General features: G+C 67.6%; 15 protein-coding genes. 4 read left to right on the forward strand and 11 right to left on the reverse strand.

Annotated features, from left to right (window positions below):
• Window positions 1-39 precede the first annotated feature (39 nt).
• The 7 genes from FSV73_RS06005 to FSV73_RS06035 form a co-directional block, all read right to left on the reverse strand.
• The gene (locus FSV73_RS06005) at window positions 40-1,467 is read right to left on the reverse strand and encodes an efflux transporter outer membrane subunit (RefSeq protein ID WP_145005324.1); all 1,428 of its coding nucleotides are present in this window, start codon (window positions 1,465-1,467) and stop codon (window positions 40-42) included.
• Between the two features lie 11 nt (window positions 1,468-1,478).
• Window positions 1,479-4,580: an efflux RND transporter permease subunit gene (locus tag FSV73_RS06010; protein ID WP_145005327.1), complete on the reverse strand. Its 3,102-nt coding sequence runs from the start codon at window positions 4,578-4,580 to the stop codon at window positions 1,479-1,481.
• Window positions 4,577-7,735 (reverse strand): efflux RND transporter permease subunit, encoded by a 3,159-nt coding sequence (locus tag FSV73_RS06015; protein WP_145005330.1) that lies wholly within the window; start codon window positions 7,733-7,735, stop codon window positions 4,577-4,579. The genes FSV73_RS06010 and FSV73_RS06015 overlap by 4 nt, the downstream gene beginning before the upstream one ends.
• Entirely contained in the window at window positions 7,732-8,922 is a 1,191-nt protein-coding gene (locus FSV73_RS06020) for an MdtA/MuxA family multidrug efflux RND transporter periplasmic adaptor subunit (protein ID WP_145005332.1), read from the reverse strand. The genes FSV73_RS06015 and FSV73_RS06020 overlap by 4 nt, the downstream gene beginning before the upstream one ends.
• Before the next feature lie 366 nt (window positions 8,923-9,288).
• Window positions 9,289-10,122 (reverse strand): glutathione-dependent disulfide-bond oxidoreductase, encoded by an 834-nt coding sequence (gene yghU, locus FSV73_RS06025; protein WP_145005335.1) that lies wholly within the window; start codon window positions 10,120-10,122, stop codon window positions 9,289-9,291.
• A 175-nt stretch (window positions 10,123-10,297) separates the two neighbouring features.
• The gene (locus FSV73_RS06030) at window positions 10,298-11,200 is read right to left on the reverse strand and encodes a helix-turn-helix domain-containing protein (protein WP_145005338.1); all 903 of its coding nucleotides are present in this window, start codon (window positions 11,198-11,200) and stop codon (window positions 10,298-10,300) included.
• A gap of 66 nt (window positions 11,201-11,266) precedes the next feature.
• Window positions 11,267-12,361 (reverse strand): GNAT family N-acetyltransferase/peptidase C39 family protein, encoded by a 1,095-nt coding sequence (locus FSV73_RS06035; protein WP_145005341.1) that lies wholly within the window; start codon window positions 12,359-12,361, stop codon window positions 11,267-11,269.
• A gap of 139 nt (window positions 12,362-12,500) precedes the next feature.
• Between FSV73_RS06035 and FSV73_RS06040 the strand changes: the two genes are divergently transcribed.
• Window positions 12,501-13,994 carry a RimK family protein gene (locus FSV73_RS06040; protein ID WP_145005344.1) on the forward strand — a complete coding sequence of 498 codons (1,494 nt, stop codon included), beginning with the start codon at window positions 12,501-12,503 and terminating at the stop codon, window positions 13,992-13,994.
• 455 nt (window positions 13,995-14,449) lie between these two features.
• On the opposite strand, the gene FSV73_RS06045 is transcribed toward FSV73_RS06040, so the two are convergent.
• Together FSV73_RS06045 and FSV73_RS06050 are read right to left on the reverse strand one after the other, a co-directional pair.
• Window positions 14,450-14,647, reverse strand: coding sequence for an SEC-C metal-binding domain-containing protein (locus tag FSV73_RS06045; protein ID WP_145005347.1), 198 nt, complete (start codon window positions 14,645-14,647; stop codon window positions 14,450-14,452).
• A gap of 1 nt (window position 14,648) precedes the next feature.
• The gene (locus tag FSV73_RS06050) at window positions 14,649-15,131 is read right to left on the reverse strand and encodes an LEA type 2 family protein (protein ID WP_145005350.1); all 483 of its coding nucleotides are present in this window, start codon (window positions 15,129-15,131) and stop codon (window positions 14,649-14,651) included.
• Between the two features lie 169 nt (window positions 15,132-15,300).
• Between FSV73_RS06050 and FSV73_RS06055 the strand changes: the two genes are divergently transcribed.
• Window positions 15,301-15,867, forward strand: a complete 567-nt coding sequence (locus FSV73_RS06055) for a hypothetical protein (RefSeq protein WP_145005353.1) — start codon at window positions 15,301-15,303, stop codon at window positions 15,865-15,867.
• Window positions 15,868-15,876: 9 nt separating this feature from the next.
• On the opposite strand, the gene FSV73_RS06060 is transcribed toward FSV73_RS06055, so the two are convergent.
• Window positions 15,877-16,350 carry a YchJ family protein gene (locus FSV73_RS06060; protein WP_145005356.1) on the reverse strand — a complete coding sequence of 158 codons (474 nt, stop codon included), beginning with the start codon at window positions 16,348-16,350 and terminating at the stop codon, window positions 15,877-15,879.
• A 1-nt stretch (window position 16,351) separates the two neighbouring features.
• Window positions 16,352-16,849 carry a DUF6231 family protein gene (locus FSV73_RS06065; protein WP_145005358.1) on the reverse strand — a complete coding sequence of 166 codons (498 nt, stop codon included), beginning with the start codon at window positions 16,847-16,849 and terminating at the stop codon, window positions 16,352-16,354.
• A 135-nt stretch (window positions 16,850-16,984) separates the two neighbouring features.
• Here FSV73_RS06065 and FSV73_RS06070 point away from each other — a divergent pair, with 135 nt between their 5' ends.
• Both FSV73_RS06070 and FSV73_RS06075 read left to right on the forward strand, forming a co-directional pair.
• Window positions 16,985-17,644 (forward strand): OmpA family protein, encoded by a 660-nt coding sequence (locus tag FSV73_RS06070; protein WP_145005361.1) that lies wholly within the window; start codon window positions 16,985-16,987, stop codon window positions 17,642-17,644.
• 90 nt (window positions 17,645-17,734) lie between these two features.
• Complete coding sequence (locus FSV73_RS06075) at window positions 17,735-17,995, forward strand: DUF1145 domain-containing protein (protein ID WP_145005364.1); 261 nt, start codon at window positions 17,735-17,737, stop codon at window positions 17,993-17,995.
• Window positions 17,996-18,077: the final 82 nt, after the last annotated feature.

Genomic DNA, 18,077 nt, shown 5'->3' on the forward strand with positions numbered 1-18,077 from the left:
TGGAAGGTAGGGGCACGCTAGCAGCTCCGCGGATGACTGTCAGGGGGCCGCGGCCAGGCGCGTGGCCTGCCAGTCGCCGCCCAGGGCCATGTGCAACTGGACGCTGGTCACCAGCTGGCTGGATTCCAGCTGCAGCAGGCTCTGTTCCTGGCTGAGCTGGGTGGCCTGGGTGGTGGCGACGTCCAAGTAGTCGATCAGGCCGGCTTCGTACTGGTCGCGGGTCACGCTGGCCGAGTCGCGGGCGGCGGCCACGGCGCGGCGCTGGGCGGCGAGTTCCGGATCCAGGGTGTGCAGGGCCACCAGGTAGTCCTCCACTTCGCCGAGGGCGGTGAGCACCGTCTGCCGATAGCTGGCGACCTTGGCGTCGTAGGCGGCCCGCGCCTGGTCGACGCCGGCGCGGGTGGCGCCGAAGTCGAACAGGGTGCCGGAGAGGGTCGGGCCCAGGGACCAGAAGCGACTCGGCGTCTTGAACAGCTCGCCGAGCAGGCTGCTCTGGTAGCCACCGCTGGCGCTCAGGGTGAGGTCCGGATAGTAGGCGGCGGTGGCCACGCCGATGGCGGCATTGGCGGCGGCCACCTGCCGCTCCGCCTGGGCGATGTCGGGGCGGCGCTCCAGCAAGGCGGTGGGCAGGCCCGCGGGAATGTCCGGCAGCCGCGCCTGCCAGTGCGGATCGACGGCCAGGCTGAAGTCCGCCGGCGGCTTGCCGAGCAGCAGGGCGATGGCGTGTTCCAGCTGGGCACGCTGGGTGGTCAGGTCCAGCCGACTGGCGTCGGCGCTCTCCAGCTGGGTGCGGGCCTGGGCGAGGTCGGCGCGGGAGGCGAGCTGTTCGTCGTATTTGTTCTGGATCACCGCCAGGTAGCGCCGGTAGTCGGCCAGGGTCTGGTCGTAGAGCGCCAGGCGCCGATCCAGGATGCGCAGCTGGAAATAGTCCTGGGCCAGTTCCGCCTGGGCGCTGAGGGTGGCATTGGCCAACTCCGCGGCGCTGGCCTGGGCACTGGCGCGGTCCTCTTCCAGGGTCCGGCGCAGCTTGCCCCAGAGGTCCAGGTCCCAACTCAGGCCGAGGGTCAGGCTTTCGGCGTTCCTCACGCTGGCGCTGCTCGAACTGTCGCTCGTTCCGCTGGCGTTCTCGCTGCGGGTGGTCTTGGCCTCCAGGGTGGCGCTGGGCAGGGTCTCGGCGCGGCTTTCGCGGACCAGGGCGCGGGCCTGGCGATAGAGGGCCTGGTACTGGGCGACGTTCTGGTTGGACACCGCCACCTGGTCGAGCAGGGTCGTGAGCTGCGGATCGGCGTAGCCTTGCCACCAGGCGCCCTTGGCCTGGTCGTCGCGCGGGCTCGCGGCCTTCCAGCCGGCGGCCTCCTTGAACTGCGTCGAGAGCGGCGCGCTGGGCCGCTGGTAGTCGGGGCCGACGGTACAGCCGGCGAGCAGGGCCAGCAGGAGCAGGCAGGGTAGGGTGCGCGGGGCGTGCATGGTCGTTACCTTCAGGCCGCGGGGCGGCGTAGCTGCGTGCGCCAGAAGCGACGACTGGCGCGGCTCAGGCGGTCGAGACAGAGGAATACCACCGGGGTGGTGAAGAGCGTCAGTACCTGGCTCAGGGCCAGGCCGCCGGCGATGGCCAGCCCCAGGGGGCGGCGCAATTCGTCGTCGCCGCCGCTGCCCAGGGCCAGCGGCAGGGCACCGAAGAAGGCCGCCAGGGTGGTCATCAGGATCGGGCGGAATCTCAGCCGGCAGGCCTCGCGGATGGCCGCCGCCGGCGCAAGGCCCTGCTCGCGCTCGGCCGCCAGGGCGAAGTCCACCAGCAGGATGGCGTTCTTCTTGACGATGCCGATCAGCAGCAGGATGCCGATCAGGGCGATGAGGGTCAGCTGGGTACCCGTCGCCAATAGCAGCAACAGGGCGCCCACCCCGGCGGAGGGCAGGGTGGAGAGGATGGTCAGCGGATGGACGTAGCTCTCGTAGAGCATGCCCAGTACCAGGTAGATGGCCGCGAGGGCCGCGCCCACCAGCCAGGGAATTTGGGCGACCAGGGTGGCGAAGGCCTGGGCGGTGCCCTGGAAGCCGGACTGGATCTCCCGCGGCAGGCCGATCTTGCTCAGCGCCGCCTGGATCGCCCGTTGGGCCTGCTCCAGGGAGACGCCGTCGGCCAGGTTGAAGGCCAGGGTGCTGGTGGCCATCTGGCCCTGGTGCGCCACCGCCAGGGCTGCGTTGCCGCCGGCGAAGCGGGCGAAGGCGGCCAGGGGCACCTGATCGCCGCTGGCGGTCACCACGTGGAGCTGCTTGAGGACCTCGGGATCCTGGGTGTAGGCCGACGCCAGCCCCAGCACCACGTGGTACTGGTTGAGGGTGCGGTAGAGGGTGGCCACCTGGCGCTGGCTGAAGGCGTTGTCGAGGAAGGTGTCGAGCTCCTTGACGGTCACCCCCAGGCGAATGGCGGCGGCGCGATCGATCTCCAGGCGTACTTCCTGGCCACCGTTCTGGGCATCGGAATCCACTCCGGTGAGTTCCGGCAGGGTCTTGAAGGCGGCCTCCACCTTGGGCGTCCAGCTGCGCAATTGGTCGAGGTCGTCGGCCTGCAGGCTGAACTGGTAGGTGGCGTTGGCGCTGCGGCCGCCCACGCGCAGGTCCTGGGCCGGCATGAGGAACAGCTGGATGCCGGCGTGGCGGCTGCCGAGCTGGCTGAGGCGGTTGCCGATCTGCTGGGCGCTGGCCTTGCGCTCGCTGTAGTCCTTGAGGCGGATGAAGAACTGCGCCGAGTTGCGCGAGCCGAACATGCCGCCGCCAGTGGAGGCCATCACCGCGGCCACGTCCGGGTCCTGGCGTAGCTGGGCGGCGATCTCCTTCACATAGGGCGCCAGGGCCTGGTAGGAAATGTTCTGGTCGGCGCGGATGGCGCCCATCAGCACCCCGGTGTCCTGGTCCGGGAAGAAGCCCTTGGGCACCACTACATAGAGATAGACGTTGAGCACCACGGTCAGCGCCAGGCTGGCCAGGGTCAGCAGCGGATGCCGCAAGACCCAGTCCAGGCCGCGCAGATAGCCGGCTTGCAGGCCCGCCAGGGCGGCTTCGATGCGGCGATAGACCGCCGGTACCGGCGCGTTGGGCGCCCGCTCGCGCAGCAGCCGGGCGCAGAGCATGGGGGTGAGCGTCAGCGACAGCAGCATGGAGATGACCAGGGCCACGCTGAGGGTCACCGCGAACTCGCGGAACAGTCGGCCGACGATGCCGCCCATGAGCAGCAGCGGGATGAACACGGCGATCAGCGACAGGGTCATGGACAGCACGGTGAAGGCCACCTCGCGCCCGCCGATCAGTGCCGCGCGCAGCGGGCCGCGGCCCAGTTCGCGATGGCGGGTGATGTTCTCCAGGACCACGATGGCGTCGTCCACCACGAAGCCGGTGGCGATGATCAGCGCCATCAGTGACAGGTTGTCCAGGCTGTAGTCCAGCAGGTACATGACCGCGCAGGTGCCGATCAAAGACAGCGGCAGCACCAGCGCCGGCACCAGGGTGGCGCGCAGGTCGCGCAGGAAGACGAACACCACGCCGATCACCAGCAGCACCGCCACCAGCAGGGTCTCCTCGGTGGAGTGCAGGGAGGCCTGGATGCTGGACGAGCGATCGATCACCGGTACCAGGTCCACGTCGCCGGGCACCAGGGCCTGCAAGGCCGGCAGCTGGGCCTTGATGGCATCCAGGGTCTGCAGCATGTTGGCGCCGGCCTGGCGGGTCACGGCCAGGGTCACCGAGGGCTGGCCGTTCAGCGAGCCGCTGACGTAGACGTCCTCCACCGTGGCATAGACCCGCGCCACGTCGCTCAGGCGGACCGCGGCGCCCTGCTGGTAGCCGACGATCAGCTGCCCATAGTCCGCCGCCTGCTCGAGCTGGCCATTGCTCTCGATCGACCAGGTCTGGCCCTCGGCGTGCAGCACGCCCTTGGCGCCATGGGTGGTGGCGTTGGCGATGGCGGCGCGCACGCTGTCCAGGGCGATGCCGGCATGGGCCAGTTGCTGGGGTTGCAGGTCGATGCGGATCGCCGGCAGCGAACTGCCGCGGATCGACACCTGGCCGACGCCCTGCACCTGGGCGATCTTCTGCTGCAGGATGCTCGACGCCAGGTCGTAGAGTTCGCCCGGGCTGCGCGTCCTGGAGGTCAGCGCCAGCATCAGGATCGGCGATTCGGTGGGATTGGCCTTGCGGTAGGTGGGCAGGCTGGGCATGCCGCTGGGCAGCAGGCTGCGCGCCGCGTTGATGCCGGCCTGGACGTCACGGGCGGCGCCATCGATGTTGCGCGACAGGTCGAATTGCAGGATCAGGGTGGTGGAGCCCTGGCTGCTGCTGGAGGTGAGTTCGGTGATCCCGGCGATCTGGCCGAGGCTGCGCTCCAGCGGCGTGGCCACGGTGGCGGCCATGGTCTCGGGGCTGGCGCCGGGCAGGCTGGCGGTGACCACGATGGTGGGGAAGTCCACCTTGGGCAGCGGCGCCACCGGCAGCTGCGCATAGCCGAGCAGGCCGAGCAGCAGCACCGCCAGGCTCAGCAACAGGGTGGCGACCGGCTTGAGGACGAACAGGCGCAGCGGATTCATCGCGCGTCGCTCCGCCGCAGCCGTCGGCCCAGCCGCTCGCCGAGGCTATCGAAGGCCAGGTAGATCACCGGCGTGGTGTAGAGCGTCAGCACCTGGCTGACCAGCAAGCCACCGACGATCACCAGGCCCAGCGGCCGGCGCAGCTCGGCGCCGGAGCCGCTGGCGAACATCAGCGGCAGGGCGCCGAGCAGGGCGGCCATGGTAGTCATCAGGATGGGTCTCAGGCGCAGCAGGCAGGCGCGGTGGATGGCCTCGCGCGGCGCCAGGTGCAACTGCTGGCGGCCCTCCAGGGCGAAGTCCACCATCATGATGGCGTTCTTCTTGACGATGCCGATCAGCAGCACCACCCCGATCAGGGCGATCAGGGTGAATTCGGTACCCGTCAGCAGCAGGAGCAGCAGGGCGCCGATGGCCGCCGAGGGCAGGGTGGAGAGGATGGTCACCGGGTGGATGAAGCTCTCGTAGAGTACCCCCAGCACGATGTACATCACCACCACCGCCGCCAGGATCAGCCACAGGGTGTTGCCGGCCGCCTGCTGGAAGGCCTGGGCCGCGCCCTGGTACCTGAGGGTGACGCTGCTCGGCGCCTGGGCCTCTTGCATGGCTTGGGCGATGGCCTGCTGGGCCTGCTCCAGGGAATGGCCCTCGGCCAGGTTGAAGGACACCGTCACCGCCGGGAACTGGCCCAGGCGCGTCAGCGCCAGGGCGCCGGGCCGCTGCTCGATGCGGGCGATATCGGTGAGGCGCACCAGGCTCTTGGGACTGCTTGTGCTGGTGGTGACGCCGCTGCTCGTCGTGGTGCCGCTGCCACTGGTGGTCGAGGTCGTCGCCGGCGCCAGGTAGATATCGCCGAAGGCCGCCGCGGTCTGTTGGAAGGCGCCGGGTACCTGCAGCACCACGCGGTACTGGTTGGCCTGGGTGAAGATGGTGGAGATCAGCCGTTGGCCGAAGGCGTTGTACAGCGCCGTGTCGACGTCGGCGGCGGTGATGCCGAAGCGCGCGGCGGCCGCGCGATCCAGTTCCACCTGGGCGGTGAGGCCCTGGTCCTGCAGGTCGTCGAGCACGTCGCGCAGCTCGGGGCGTGCCTGCAGGCGCTGCATCAGCGGCGGCAACAGGGCGGCCAGCTTGGTGCCATCGGCATCGTCCAGGGTGAACTGGTACTGGCTGGGGGTGAGCTGGTCGTCCACCGTCAGTTCCTGGCTGGCAACCAGGTCCAGGCGGATGCCGGCGACCTCCGCCGCGGCCTGCTTGAGGCGCTGGATGACGGCCGGGGCCCGCTCGCTGCGTTGCTCGAACGCCTTGAGCTGGATCTGCAGGCGACCCTGGTTGAGGGTGGCGTTGGTGCCGTCCACGCCGATGCTGGAGGTGACCGTCGCCACCGCCGGATCGGCCAGCACCCGTTGCACCACCGCCTGCTGGCGGCGGGCCATGGCGTCGAAGGAGACGTCCTGGGAGGCACGGGTGAAGCCGACGATCAGGCCGGTGTCCTCGCTGGGGAAGAAGCCCTTGGGCACCAGCAGATAGAGCAGGGCGGTCAGCGCCACGGTCGCCACGGCCACCAGCAGGGTCAGCCGCGGATGGTCCAGCACCACGCCCAGGGTGCGGTCGTAGCCGGCTACCAGGCGCTCGAATTGCCGCTCGCCCCAGCGCGCGAAGCGCCCCTGGCGTTCCAGCGGCACGTGCCGCAGCAACTGGCCGCAGAGCATCGGGGTGAGGGTCAGGGAGACGAACAGGGAGACCAGGATGGCCACCGCCAGGGTGATGGCGAATTCGCGGAACAGCCGGCCCACCACGTCGCCCATGAACAGCAGCGGGATCAGCACGGCGATCAGCGAGAAGGTCAGGGAGATGAGGGTGAAGCCGATCTCCCGCGAGCCGCGCAGCGTCGCCTGCAGCGGTGGCTCGCCATCCTCCAGGTGCCGGGCGATGTTCTCCACCACTACGATGGCATCGTCGATGACGAAGCCGGTGGCGATGGTCAGGGCCATCAGCGTCAGGTTGTTCAGCGAGAAGCCGGCCAGGTACATGACGCCGAAGGTACCCACCAGCGACAGCGGCACCGCCAGGCTGGGAATCAGGGTGGCGGTGAGGTTGCGCAGGAACAGGAAAGTCACCATCACCACTAGGGCGATGGACAGCAGCAACTCGAACTGCACGTCCGCAAGCGAGGCGCGGATGGTCTGGGTGCGGTCGGCCAGCACCGTCAGCTGCACGCTGTCCGGCAGCGCCGCGCGCAGCTTGGGCAATTGCGCCTGGATGGCGTCGACCACACCGATGACGTTGGCCCCCGGTTGGCGCTGGATGTTGATGACGATGGCCGGACGGCCATTGGCGGTGGCCTGCAGGTAGGCGTTTTCCGGCGCCTCGCGGGTGGTGGCGACGTCCTTGAGCCGCAAGGCCGCGCCGTTTTCATAGGTGAGCACCAGGTCGCCGTACTCGGCGGCGCTGCGCAACTGGTCGTTGGCGTCGATGGTGATGGAATGGTCGGGGCCGTCGAAGCCGCCCTTGGAGCCGTTGACGTTGGCGGCGTTGACCACTGTGTAGACGTCTTCCAGGGTCAGCCCGTGGGCGGCCAGGGCCTTGGGGTTGGCGTCGATGCGCACCGCCGGCTGCTGGCCGCCGGCCAGGGTCACCAGGCCGACCCCGGAAATCTGCGCCAGCTTCAGCGCCAGGCGGGTGTTGACCAGGTCCTGCACCTGGGTCAGCGGCAGGCTGTCCGAGGTGGCGGCCAGGGTCAGCACCGGGGCGTCGGCCGGATTGACCTTCTTGTAGGTGGGCGGGTTGGGCAGGTCGCTCGGCAGGTAGCTGTTGGCGGCGTTGATCGCGGCCTGCACCTCCTGCTCGGCGACGTCCAGCGACAGGCTGAGGTCGAACTTCAGGGTGATCACCGAAGCCCCGGCCGAGCTGGTGGAATACTGCTGCGCAAGGCCGGCCATCTGCCCGAGCTGGCGCTCCAGCGGGGCGGTCACCGCGGTGGCCAGCACCTTGGCGCTGGCGCCAGGATAGAGGGTGGTGACCTGGATGATCGGATAGTCCACCTCCGGCAGCGCCGAGATGGCCAGCAGGCGATAGCCCAGGATGCCGGCGAACAGCACCGCCACCATCAGCAGCACCGTGGCCACCGGCCGCTGGATGAACAGCCGTGACGGATTCATCGACTGGCGTCCGCCGCCGGGGTGGCTTCCACCCGCACCTGGGCGCCGTCGCGCAGGTGGTCTATGCCGCGGGTGACGACCCGCTCGTCACCCTGCAACCCCTGGGTGATGGCCACCCGGTCGCCCAGCGCCGGCCCCGGGGTCACGCCGCGCCGCTCGACCTTGTCCTCGGTCCCTACCACATAGACGAAGCTGCCGTCGCTGCCCAGCTGCACCGCGGCGGCGGGCACCACCACGGCGTTCTTCAGGGTGTCGGTCTGCAGGCGCACGTTGACGAACTGGTTCGGATAGAGCTTCTCGTCCGGATTGGCGAAGACCGCCTTGAGCTTGATGCTGCCGGTGGCCGTGTCGATCTCGTTGCTGATGAATTTCAGGCTGCCCGCGGCCAGGGAAGTACTGCCCAACTGATCCAGGGCGGTCACCCCCAGCCCCTGGCCCTGGCGGACCTTGGGCAGCAGACTGGCCAGCGTCGCCTGGGGCAGGCTGAAGGTCACCGCGATGGGATCGGTCTGGGTGATGCTGACGATGCCGGTGGTGTCACCGGCGGCCAGGTAGTTGCCGGCATCGACCAGGCGCAGCCCGGCATAGCCGGCGATCGGCGAGACGATGCGGGCGTACTGCAGGTTCAGCTGGGCGGCGGCGATCTGCGCCTGGTCCGCCTGCACCGCCCCCTGGTACTGGCCTACGGTGGCGACCTGGGTGTCCAGCTCCTGCTTGGCCAGGGAGTCCTTGGCCACCAGGCGCCGATAGCGCTCCAGCGTCAACTGGGCGCTCTTGAGTTGCGCCTGGTTCTGCGCCAGGTCGCCACGGTACTGGTCGAGGGTGGCCTGGTAGGGCCGCGGATCGATCTGCGCCAGCAACTGACCCTGCTTCACCCGCTGGCCTTCGGTGAAGAACACCTGCTCCAGCTGGCCGGCGACCCGGGTGGTCACCGTGACGCTGGCATTGGCCACCACGGTGCCCAGGGCGGTGAGGGTGACCGGCACGTCGGCATGCCCGGCCTGGGCCACCGCTACCGTGATGGCTTGCCCCGCGCCCGCGCCCGCGGCCCCGGCCCAGGCGTGATCGCCATGGCCGCCATGGGCGGCGCTGCCGGTGTCGGTCGCGCGCCCATGCAGCTTCAGACCCAGCGCCAGGGCGACGCCGGCCAGGACGATAACGACGAGAATACGGGTTTTCCTGCTCATGCCTGCCAGACCTGACTACGATGGGCTCAGGCTGCGGGGCAAATGTGCAGGAAATATGGAAGGGGCCCACACTAGGTTTGCACTTCTCATCGCGGCCATGGCCGCGATAAACCGTAGGTTGGGTTGAGACGGCTCCATCGTCGAAGCCCAACAGTGCCGGCCCCGAGGCGATGTTGGGCTTCGCTGCGCTCAACCCAACCTACGGCGGCCCGTAGGAGCGGCCGCATCGGAGGACCGCCATGGCCGTGATTCGCGATCAAGACAGTTGCTCCTACAAAAGCATCACCCGCTGTAGGAACGTTCGCTACGGCGCACCGGCATGGCCGCGATCAGCGAAGCCCAACGGCCCCGCTGCTTTCTGTGGAGTCAGTCCAGATCCGCCGCCGAATGCCGCTCGGCCAACTGTTCGCCCGGCTCACCCCAGGTGCGATTCACCCGGCGCCCGCGCTGCACCGCCGGCCGCGCGGCGATGGCCTTGGCCCAGCGCTGCACGTGGGTGTAGTCCTGCACCGAGAGGAATTCCGCCGCGTTGTACAGCTGCCCCAGCGCCAGGTTGCCGTACCAGCTCCAGATGGCGATGTCGGCGATGCCGTAGTCCGCGCCGGCCACATAGGGGCGCTCGGCCAGCAGGCGGTCGAGCACGTCCAGCTGGCGCTTGGTCTCCATGGCGTAGCGGTTGATCGGGTATTCGAGCTTGTCCGGCGCATAGGCATAGAAATGCCCGAAGCCGCCGCCGACGAAGGGCGCCGAGCCCATCTGCCAGAACAGCCAGTTCAGCGTCTCGGTACGACCGGCGTGATCCTTCGGGATGAAGGCGCCGAAGCTGTCGGCGAGATAGAGCAGGATGGCGCCGGACTCGAACACCCGCAGCGGCTCGGCGCCCCGGCGATCCACCAGGGCGGGGATCTTGGAATTCGGGTTGATCTCGACGAAGCCGCTGGAGAACTGCTCGCCCTCGCCGATGCGGATCAGCCAGGCATCGTATTCGGCATCCTGGTGCCCCAGGGCCAGCAGCTCCTCCAGCAGGATGGTGACCTTCATGCCGTTGGGCGTGCCCAGGGAATAGAGCTGGAAGGGATGCTCGCCGACCGGCAGTGACTGGTCGTGGGTGGGGCCGGCGACGGGCCGGTTGATGCTGGCGAAGTTTCCGCCGGAGGTGGTGGGCGTCCAGACGCGGGGGGGAGTGTAGGAGTCGGTCATGGTGTCACGGTCCTCGATCGGCACGGGTTGGTAGTTCGATCATAACCGAACTTTGCCATGCCGCTGTCGAACGGCGCTCACGCCTTGGGGCAAATGGGAAATCTCCGAGGCACCGCCCGGGCCGGATGGGCGTTCAGGCGCCTGCGTCAGGGCGAGGCGAAGGCCCGGCGCCAGCTCAGGCGTTCTGCTCGGTCAGCCGCTGGGCCGTGAGGGCGCGGTACTGGCGCGGGGTCATGCCCTTGAGCTGATGGAAGCGCCGATTGAAGTTGGAGATGTTGTTGAAGCCGGCCTCGAAGCAGATGTCGGTCACCGGTCGGCGGCTGTGGGACAGCAACTCGCAGGCCTTGCTGATGCGCAGGCTGTTGACGAACTCGACGAAGGTCCGGCCCGTGGCCTGGCGGAAGAAGCGCGAGAAGTAGGTGGGTGTCATACCCAGGTGCTCGGCCACTTCCTCCTGGGTGAGATCGCGCTGGTAATGATCGAAGATGAAGTTCACGGTCCGGTTGGTCCGGTCCACGGCCTGCTCGCTGGCGGTACCCGGCTCGACGGCGCCGGACAGCAACTGGTAACGCTCCGAAGTGGCCAGCGCCTCCATCAGCACCAGGAAGTGGCCGAGGCGCGTGGCGCCGCCGCTTTCGGAAATGTGCTGCAGCAGCTGCTCGGCCCGCACGATCAGTTGCGGGTCGTGGAATTCGATACCATAGCGGGCCCGCTCCAGCAGGGGCGCGAGGCCGCTGAGCTCGGGGAAGACCGCGGTGGCGTTGTCGACCGTCTCATCGGTGAAGTTGACCAGCATGTCGCGCTTGGCCACCACCTCGCCTTCGGCGATGCGGCTGATCCAGTTGTGCGGCAGGTGCGGCCCGGTGAGGAACAGGCTGCCCGGATAGAAGTTGCCGATGTAGTCGCCGATGAAGGCGGTACCCGAGCTGGCCACGATCAGGTGCAGCTCGTATTCCTTGTGGAAATGCCAGCGCACCAGCGGGCAGGGGAAGCCGTGCTCCCGGTAGATCACCGAGTGCCCGCTCAGGTCCTCCATCAACTCGTAGGAGGGATTGTTCTTGCGCAAGGCTTGACTCATGGACCGCCCCGTCGTTGTTCTTGATCTTGATCCTGGCCCTGTTGGACGTCCTGCGCAACCCTGGGTTCAGCCAGCGCGCAGGATTACCGCCGCACGCAGTTTGCCGCGGCCGAAACGGCTCATTTTGTCGAATTCGGCGTGGGATACCGGGATGTGCTGGCAGTCCAGTTCCCGGCGATGCTGGCTGTGGTCCACGTCTGGGTCGTGCAGGTAGACGAAGTCCTCGTCGCAGTCGGTGACCAGCACCCAGTGCGGGCCCTTGGCCTTGGTCAGGCGGAAGGAGCTGATCAGCACCAGTGGAAAGGCCCCTTCGGCGACCCAGGCGGCCACGTCCAGGCGGGTGCGGTAGAGGCGCTCGATGGGCAGCTGCTTGATCTCGGCGCTGAAATCCTCGTGCACCAGGCGCATGACTTCCTTCTTCTCCTCGCTGCGTACCCCGTCGAGGAACAGCGGGCCGCGGGTGTTGACCTGCAGCGTCACCTTGAAGCCACGGCGCTGGGCGGCCAGGGCCAGGCCATGGGGGCCGCAGCCCCCATGCCCGGCGGTCATGAAGATGGTGGTGGCTTCCCGCCACAGCCGCAGCTCCTCGCGGCGCTCCAGGGCACGGCCGGGTTGCAGCGCCCCCATGGCCATCAGCAGGCTGGCCGGGCCGCAGGTGAAGTCGGTGGTCTGGCGATAGAAGGGCACCGGACGGGCCTGGCCCTCGCGCGGCTGGCGAATGCGTTTCTCGAAGCGCAACGCCTGGCTATGATCCTCGTAGTAGTCCTCCACCGTGGCGAAGGGCAGATAGCCGTTGCGCTCGTAGAGGGCGATGGCCGCCGCGTTGTCCGGCCTGACCTCCAGCCGCAGATAGGCGCAGTCGCGTTCCAGCGCCTCGGCTTCGGCGGCTTCCAGCAGCCGCTGGCCCAGGCGATGGCCGCGGGCGGCAGGGTCGACGGCGATGGAATAGAGGCGGGCGAGGGAGGTGTTCTGGTGGAACAGCACCAGGGCATAGCCGGCCACCCGGGCGCCGTCTTCGGCGAGGATCAGCACCGCGTTCGCCCGGGTGAGCATCCAGTGGAAATTGCGCCGGGAAAGGCGGTCATAGCTGAAGCAGCGGGCTTCCAGATCGACCAGTGCCGCCAGATCGTCCAGCCCGGCGGGCCTGAGCATGAAACTCATCGCGAAGGATTCTCCTGGAGCGGGGCGGGCAGCCTGCCATGGTTAAGCAACGGTTAATAGCGCCCGCGGTACAACATTTGGAGTGGTCCGGCGGCATGCAGGTTTCCGTCGGGACCGCGCCCCGCACCGAGGAGGTCCAGTGAGCAAGCTGTATATCGTCGTGGAACGCAAGGAAGACTGGTCGTCCTACTATCCCAGCGAAGACGTCATCACCGCCCAGGAATACCTGGAGCAATCCAATGAGCAGGACAACGGCAAGCGCGTCCAGGTCATCAACCTCTGCCGCAGCCAGAAGTACCTTGGCCACGGCTACTACTGCTCGCTGCTGGCCGAGGCCCGCGGGCACAAGGTCATCCCGTCGGTCCGTACCATCAGCGAACTGGCGCGCAAGTCGCTCTATGGCCTGGCGCTGGAAGATCTCGACAAGCTGCTGACCAAGGCGCTGGCCGGCCATCCCTACGGCAGCGCCGATGGCTTCACCCTGACGCTCTATTTCGGCAATACCGACATCGCGCCGCTGCAGGACCTGGCGCGGCAGGTGTTCGAGGCCTTTCCCTGTCCACTACTGCTGGTGGAATTCCGCCGCGACCGCGCCGGCTGGCACATCGGCGGCCTCAAGCTGGGCAGCATCCACAAGCTGCACGAACAGCAGGAAGACCTCTTCGCCAATGCCCTCGACGGCTTCAGCCGGCGCGTCTGGCTCAAGCCCGGGCGGCGCGAGAAATACCGCTTCGACCTGGCCATCCTGCACGACCCCAAGGAAGCCTTCCCGCCGTCCGATGCCAAGGCGCTGAAGAACTTCGTGCGGGTCGGCAAGCACCTGGGGCTCGATGTCGAGCTGATCGAGAAGAAGGATTACGCGCGGCTGGGCGAATTCGACGCCCTGTTCATCCGCGAGACCACCGCCATCGACCATCACACCTATCGCTTCGCCAAGAAGGCCGAAAGCGAAGGCCTGGTGGTGATGGACGATCCGCGTTCCATCCTCAGGTGCACCAACAAGGTCTACCTGGCCGACCTGCTGCGCGCCCACAAGCTGGACATGCCGGCCACCGAGATCCTCTACAAGGACAACCCCGCCCAGCTCGAGGGGATTGGCGAGCGCCTGGGCTTTCCACTGGTGCTGAAGATCCCCGATGGCTCCTTCTCCCGCGGCGTGATCAAGGTCGAGGATCAGGATCAGCTACGCAAGGCCAGCGCCGAATTGTTCGAGCGCTCGGTACTGCTGCTGGCCCAGGAATTCTTCTACACCGAATACGACTGGCGTATCGGCGTGCTCAACCAGGAGCCGATCTTCGCCTGCCAGTACTTCATGTCCAAGGGCCACTGGCAGATCTACGACCACAGTGCCAGCGCCACCGAGGTCAGCGGCGATTTCCGCACCCTGGCGGTCCAGGACGCCCCCCACGCCGTGGTGGAGCTGGCGGTCCGCACCGCCAACCTGATCGGCGACGGCCTCTATGGCGTGGATCTGAAACAGGCGGGCGACAAGCTGGCGGTGATCGAGGTGAACGACAACCCCAACATCGACTGCGGCGTGGAAGACGTGGTGCTCAAGGACGATCTCTACGCCCTGGTACTGGAGGAGTTCATCCGGCGCCTGGAATCCCAGCGCGGCGGCCAGCCCTGGTAACGCGCCAGGGTCGTGAAAACGGAGGTTGGGTTGAGACGGTTCTATCGTCGAAGCCCAACAGGAGGCGCTACACCTTGGCACCGTTGGGCTTCGCTGCGCTCAGCCCAACCTACGGGTGCCAGCCCTTGGCGTAGGTTGGGCTGACACGGCTCCACCGTCGAAGCCCAACAGGAGACGCTACAACTCGGCACCGTCGGGCTTCGCTTTCGCTCAGCCCAACATACGGGCGTCAGCCCTTGACGTAGGTTGGGTTGAGACAGCTCCACCGTCGAAGCCCAACACGAGGCGCTACACCTTGACACTGTTGGGCTTCGCTGCGCTTAGCCCAACCTACGGGTGCAAGCTCGTGGCGTAGGTTGGGTTGAGACAGCTCCACCGTCGAAGCCCAACACAAGGCGCTCCACCTCGGCACCGTCGGGCTTCGCTTTCGCTCGGCCCAACTTACCCAGCTACCCTCAGGCGCCGTGGCACTTCTTGAATTTCTTTTCGCTGCCGCAAGGACAGGGATCGTTGCGTCCCACTTCCTTCAGCGGATTGCGCACCGGCTCCTGGGCATGGCCGTGGTTGCAGTGCGGACCGTGGACGTGATGCGCATGACCATGGTCGTGATCATGATCGTGGTTGCAGTCGGGTCCGTTGACGTGTTGGTTCATCTCATAACTCCGGGATGTAGGCGCCAGGCACGAACTGCCCCTGGCGAGAAAAATGCACATTGCGACCGAACAGCCAGCCGGTCTTCACCCGGCCGCGCAGGCGGTAATTGATCGGCTGGTCGGGGTCTTCCAGCATGCGGCCCACGTCCTTCACGTAGCGCCACAGGTTGGTCTGCACCGGTACCGAAAAGCTGCGCTGACCATTGGCCGGCACCGACGAATGCAGGTTGGCGACACCCTGGGACAGCAACAGATCGTTCAGGTAGACCGTGTAGGCCAGGCTGCGGACGGGCAGGGTGCTGTCGTTGGGATTCTGGACCCGGAAGTGCAGCACGAAGTCCTGGCTCCACAGCCGCGCGCGGATCAGCTCCACGCCCGTCAGCTCCACCTGGGGCTCGTCGTAGTTGCGGCCGATGTAGGTACAACCACCGAGGCTGCTCAGCAGGACGCCGAGCAGGGTGATGAACAAGGCCTGGCGAAGCATGCGGCACTCCCGTTTTCTGCGCAGTTTAACAAGCACCGATTGCTGCACAAGTCGGGGCCGCTTCGGCACAGGCTAACAAAAAAACGTCGACTCCAGGCGACCGTGCGGGCTGGACCGTCCCGGCGCGACGTTGCATCCTGCACCCCTTGCCATGACCGAGGAGGTCGTCATGTCCGCCGTGCTCTATGAAATCGCCTTCCAGGGCGAGCTGGTCGCTGGCGCCGAGGCGCAACAGACCCGACAGAATCTGATGCGACTGTTTCAGGCGGATGAACAGCGCATCGCGGTGCTCTTTTCCGGTCGGCGCATGATCATCAAGAATCGCCTGGATGCCGCCACGGCCGAGCGCTACCGCGCCACCCTGGCCCAGGCCGGGGCCTTGGTCGAGATCGTGCCCATGACCGAGACGGTCGAGCCGGCCGCGGCGGCCACCGAGGCACCGTCGGCGGCACCGGCACCCGCCGTGGCGTCCGCGCCGGCCGCCAGCGGGCACGGGGCGCTGAGCGTCGCGCCCCGGGATGCGGTGATGGCCGCCTTCGTCGATGTCCAGGCGCCGGACTTCGGCCTGGCGCCGGTGGGCGCCGATCTCCAGGATCGCGCCGCGCCCGTGGCCCCGCCGCGGGTCGATCTTTCGCACCTGAGCCTGGCGCCGGTGGGCAGCGACCTCGCGCCGGCCGCCGAGCCCCTGCCGGTGGCCGTGCCGGATACGGATCACCTGACGCTGGTCAGGGAATAACCGCCGGGTCTAGAGATAGTCGGCGCAACACTTCTTGAACTTGGCACCGCTGCCGCACAGGCAGTTGTCATTGCGGCCCGGCAGGGGTCGCACGGTGGGGTCGAGGAAGAACCAGCGCCCCTCGCGCTGGACGAAGCCCGAGCGCTCTTCGTGACGATGGGCGCCGCGGCCATCCTCCCAGCGGGCGACGAAGCTGACCCGGGCATGGGCGGGATCGCCAGGGGCCGGGCTGTGCTCCAGCACCTGCAGGCCTTGCCAGCGGCTGCCCAGGCTCCAGGCCGTCAATGCCTCCCTGTCCAGTCGCGCCTGCTGCGCGGGCGCCGTGGTGGCTACCAGGTAGTCGATCAGGCCAAGCACATAGGCGCTGTAGCGCGAACGCATCAGCCGCTCGGCGTCGGGCGCCGGACGACCCTCGTGGAACGGCGCGCAACAGTCGCCCAGCGGACGGTCCGTGCCACAGGGGCAGGGGGCCATGGATTGCATCTCACCACCAGTACTTGCCGAAATTCTGCGGATTGGCCCAGAACTTGGCATTGAGCCAGTCCGGGACCTGCTTGTAGTCGTGCAAATCATAGCTGAACAGGGTGACCACCTGGCCGTCGCGGGCGAAGCGCTCGCTGGCCTGCAGGGCGAGGGCGTAGAAATCCGTCAGCTGCCATTCGCTGGCGGCCAGGTCCACCAGCACGGCCAGCCGCGAAGTGTTGAGGTTGCGCAGGCCGCCGAGCAATTCGCGGCCCTGGCGCAGCGGCAGGTGTTCGAGACAGTCGGCGACGATCACCAGGTCATAGCGCTCGGCCAGCAGCGCCGGATCGGCGATGGGCACCGAGGCCTGCACCAGCTGGCAGTGGGGATGGGCCTCGACATAGGCCTGGAGGGCTGGCAGGGGTTCACGCGCCACGCCGAGCAGGCGAACCGGCCGATGGTGCTCGAGCAGGCTTGCCAGAGCCTGTTGCGGGGTGCGGGACGAGAATATGTTTGCCATTAAGGGAACCCTAATCAAATAGCGATTGACTAAGCAACCAGCGTTGTCAAGATGTGTACGCCACCATTAGTCTGACAGCGCAATAGAACGAAAGACGAGCCTAACTCGCGGCACCTGGTCTATAGGAGACCCTTCATGAGCAAGAGCATCGCAAGGACAGCTTTACCCCTCATCCTGGCAAGCACCGTGCTGGCCGGCTGTGCGGGCGGCGTACAGAAATCCGATTGGCCGGTGTGCGCTGCGGTCGGCGCCCTGGTCGGCGGCGCGGCAGGTGCCACTCAGAGCGGTAACGTCGCGGGTATGGCGGCGCTGGGCATAGGTACCACCGGCGGCGCCTATTGCTGGGTGCATGGCAAGGGCAACGAGCAGGTCGCTCGCATGGAACCCGCTCCGGCCCCGGCTCCGGCGCCCGCACCGGCTCCCGCCCCGGCGCCGCTGCCGAAGCAGGAAGTGATCACCGCGCGTGACCTGCACTTCGCCTTCGACTCCTCCGCGGTCAGCCCGCAGGACCGTGCTCAGCTCGATGGCATCGCCGGCCGTCTGCGTGGCGAAGCCGCCAGCACCCGCCTGTCGATCACCGGCCACACCGACAGCAAGGGTACCGACGCCTATAACCAGCGTCTGTCCGAGCGTCGCGCCAAGTCGGTGGCCAACTACCTGATCCAGGCCGGCGTCCCCGCCGCCAGCATCGTCTCGGTAGAAGGCATGGGCGAGCGCAAGCCGATCGCCACCAACGAGACCGCTGAAGGCCGTGCCACCAACCGCCGCGTCGAAATCCAGATCGACCGCGAGTGATGCACCGGCGGCGGACTCAGGTCCGCCGCCTTTACTTTTTCCGGCTACAGGCGTTATGGTCCGATCCATCTCGTCCTCCTGCTGGAATCCATGAAAACCCTGTCCCTCACCGGCAAAGTCCTGCTCCTGCTGTTCTGGCTCGCCGCAGTCGCCACCCTCGCGCTGCCTCTCGCTCGTCCCTTCCCCGAATTGCTCGCCCTGGTCGCCCTGGCCCTGCTGCTGTTGCACCTGGGTGAAGTCTTCGCCAGCCGCCGCGCCCTGCGCCTGCGTCGCCACCCCTGGCTCGACCGCCTCGGCCTGCTGGTCTTCGGTGCCTTTCATCGCCTGCCACCGCAGCTGCCCGGTACCTGATCGGCCTGCGACGTCATCGTCGGGCGCATCCTGACGACAGGCGCGTTATCATAGCGCCCAAGATCCATTACTGTAGATGCAT

It is taken from the genome of Pseudomonas oryzihabitans (genome assembly GCF_007665395.1).
Lineage (GTDB): Bacteria > Pseudomonadota > Gammaproteobacteria > Pseudomonadales > Pseudomonadaceae > Chryseomonas > Chryseomonas psychrotolerans_C.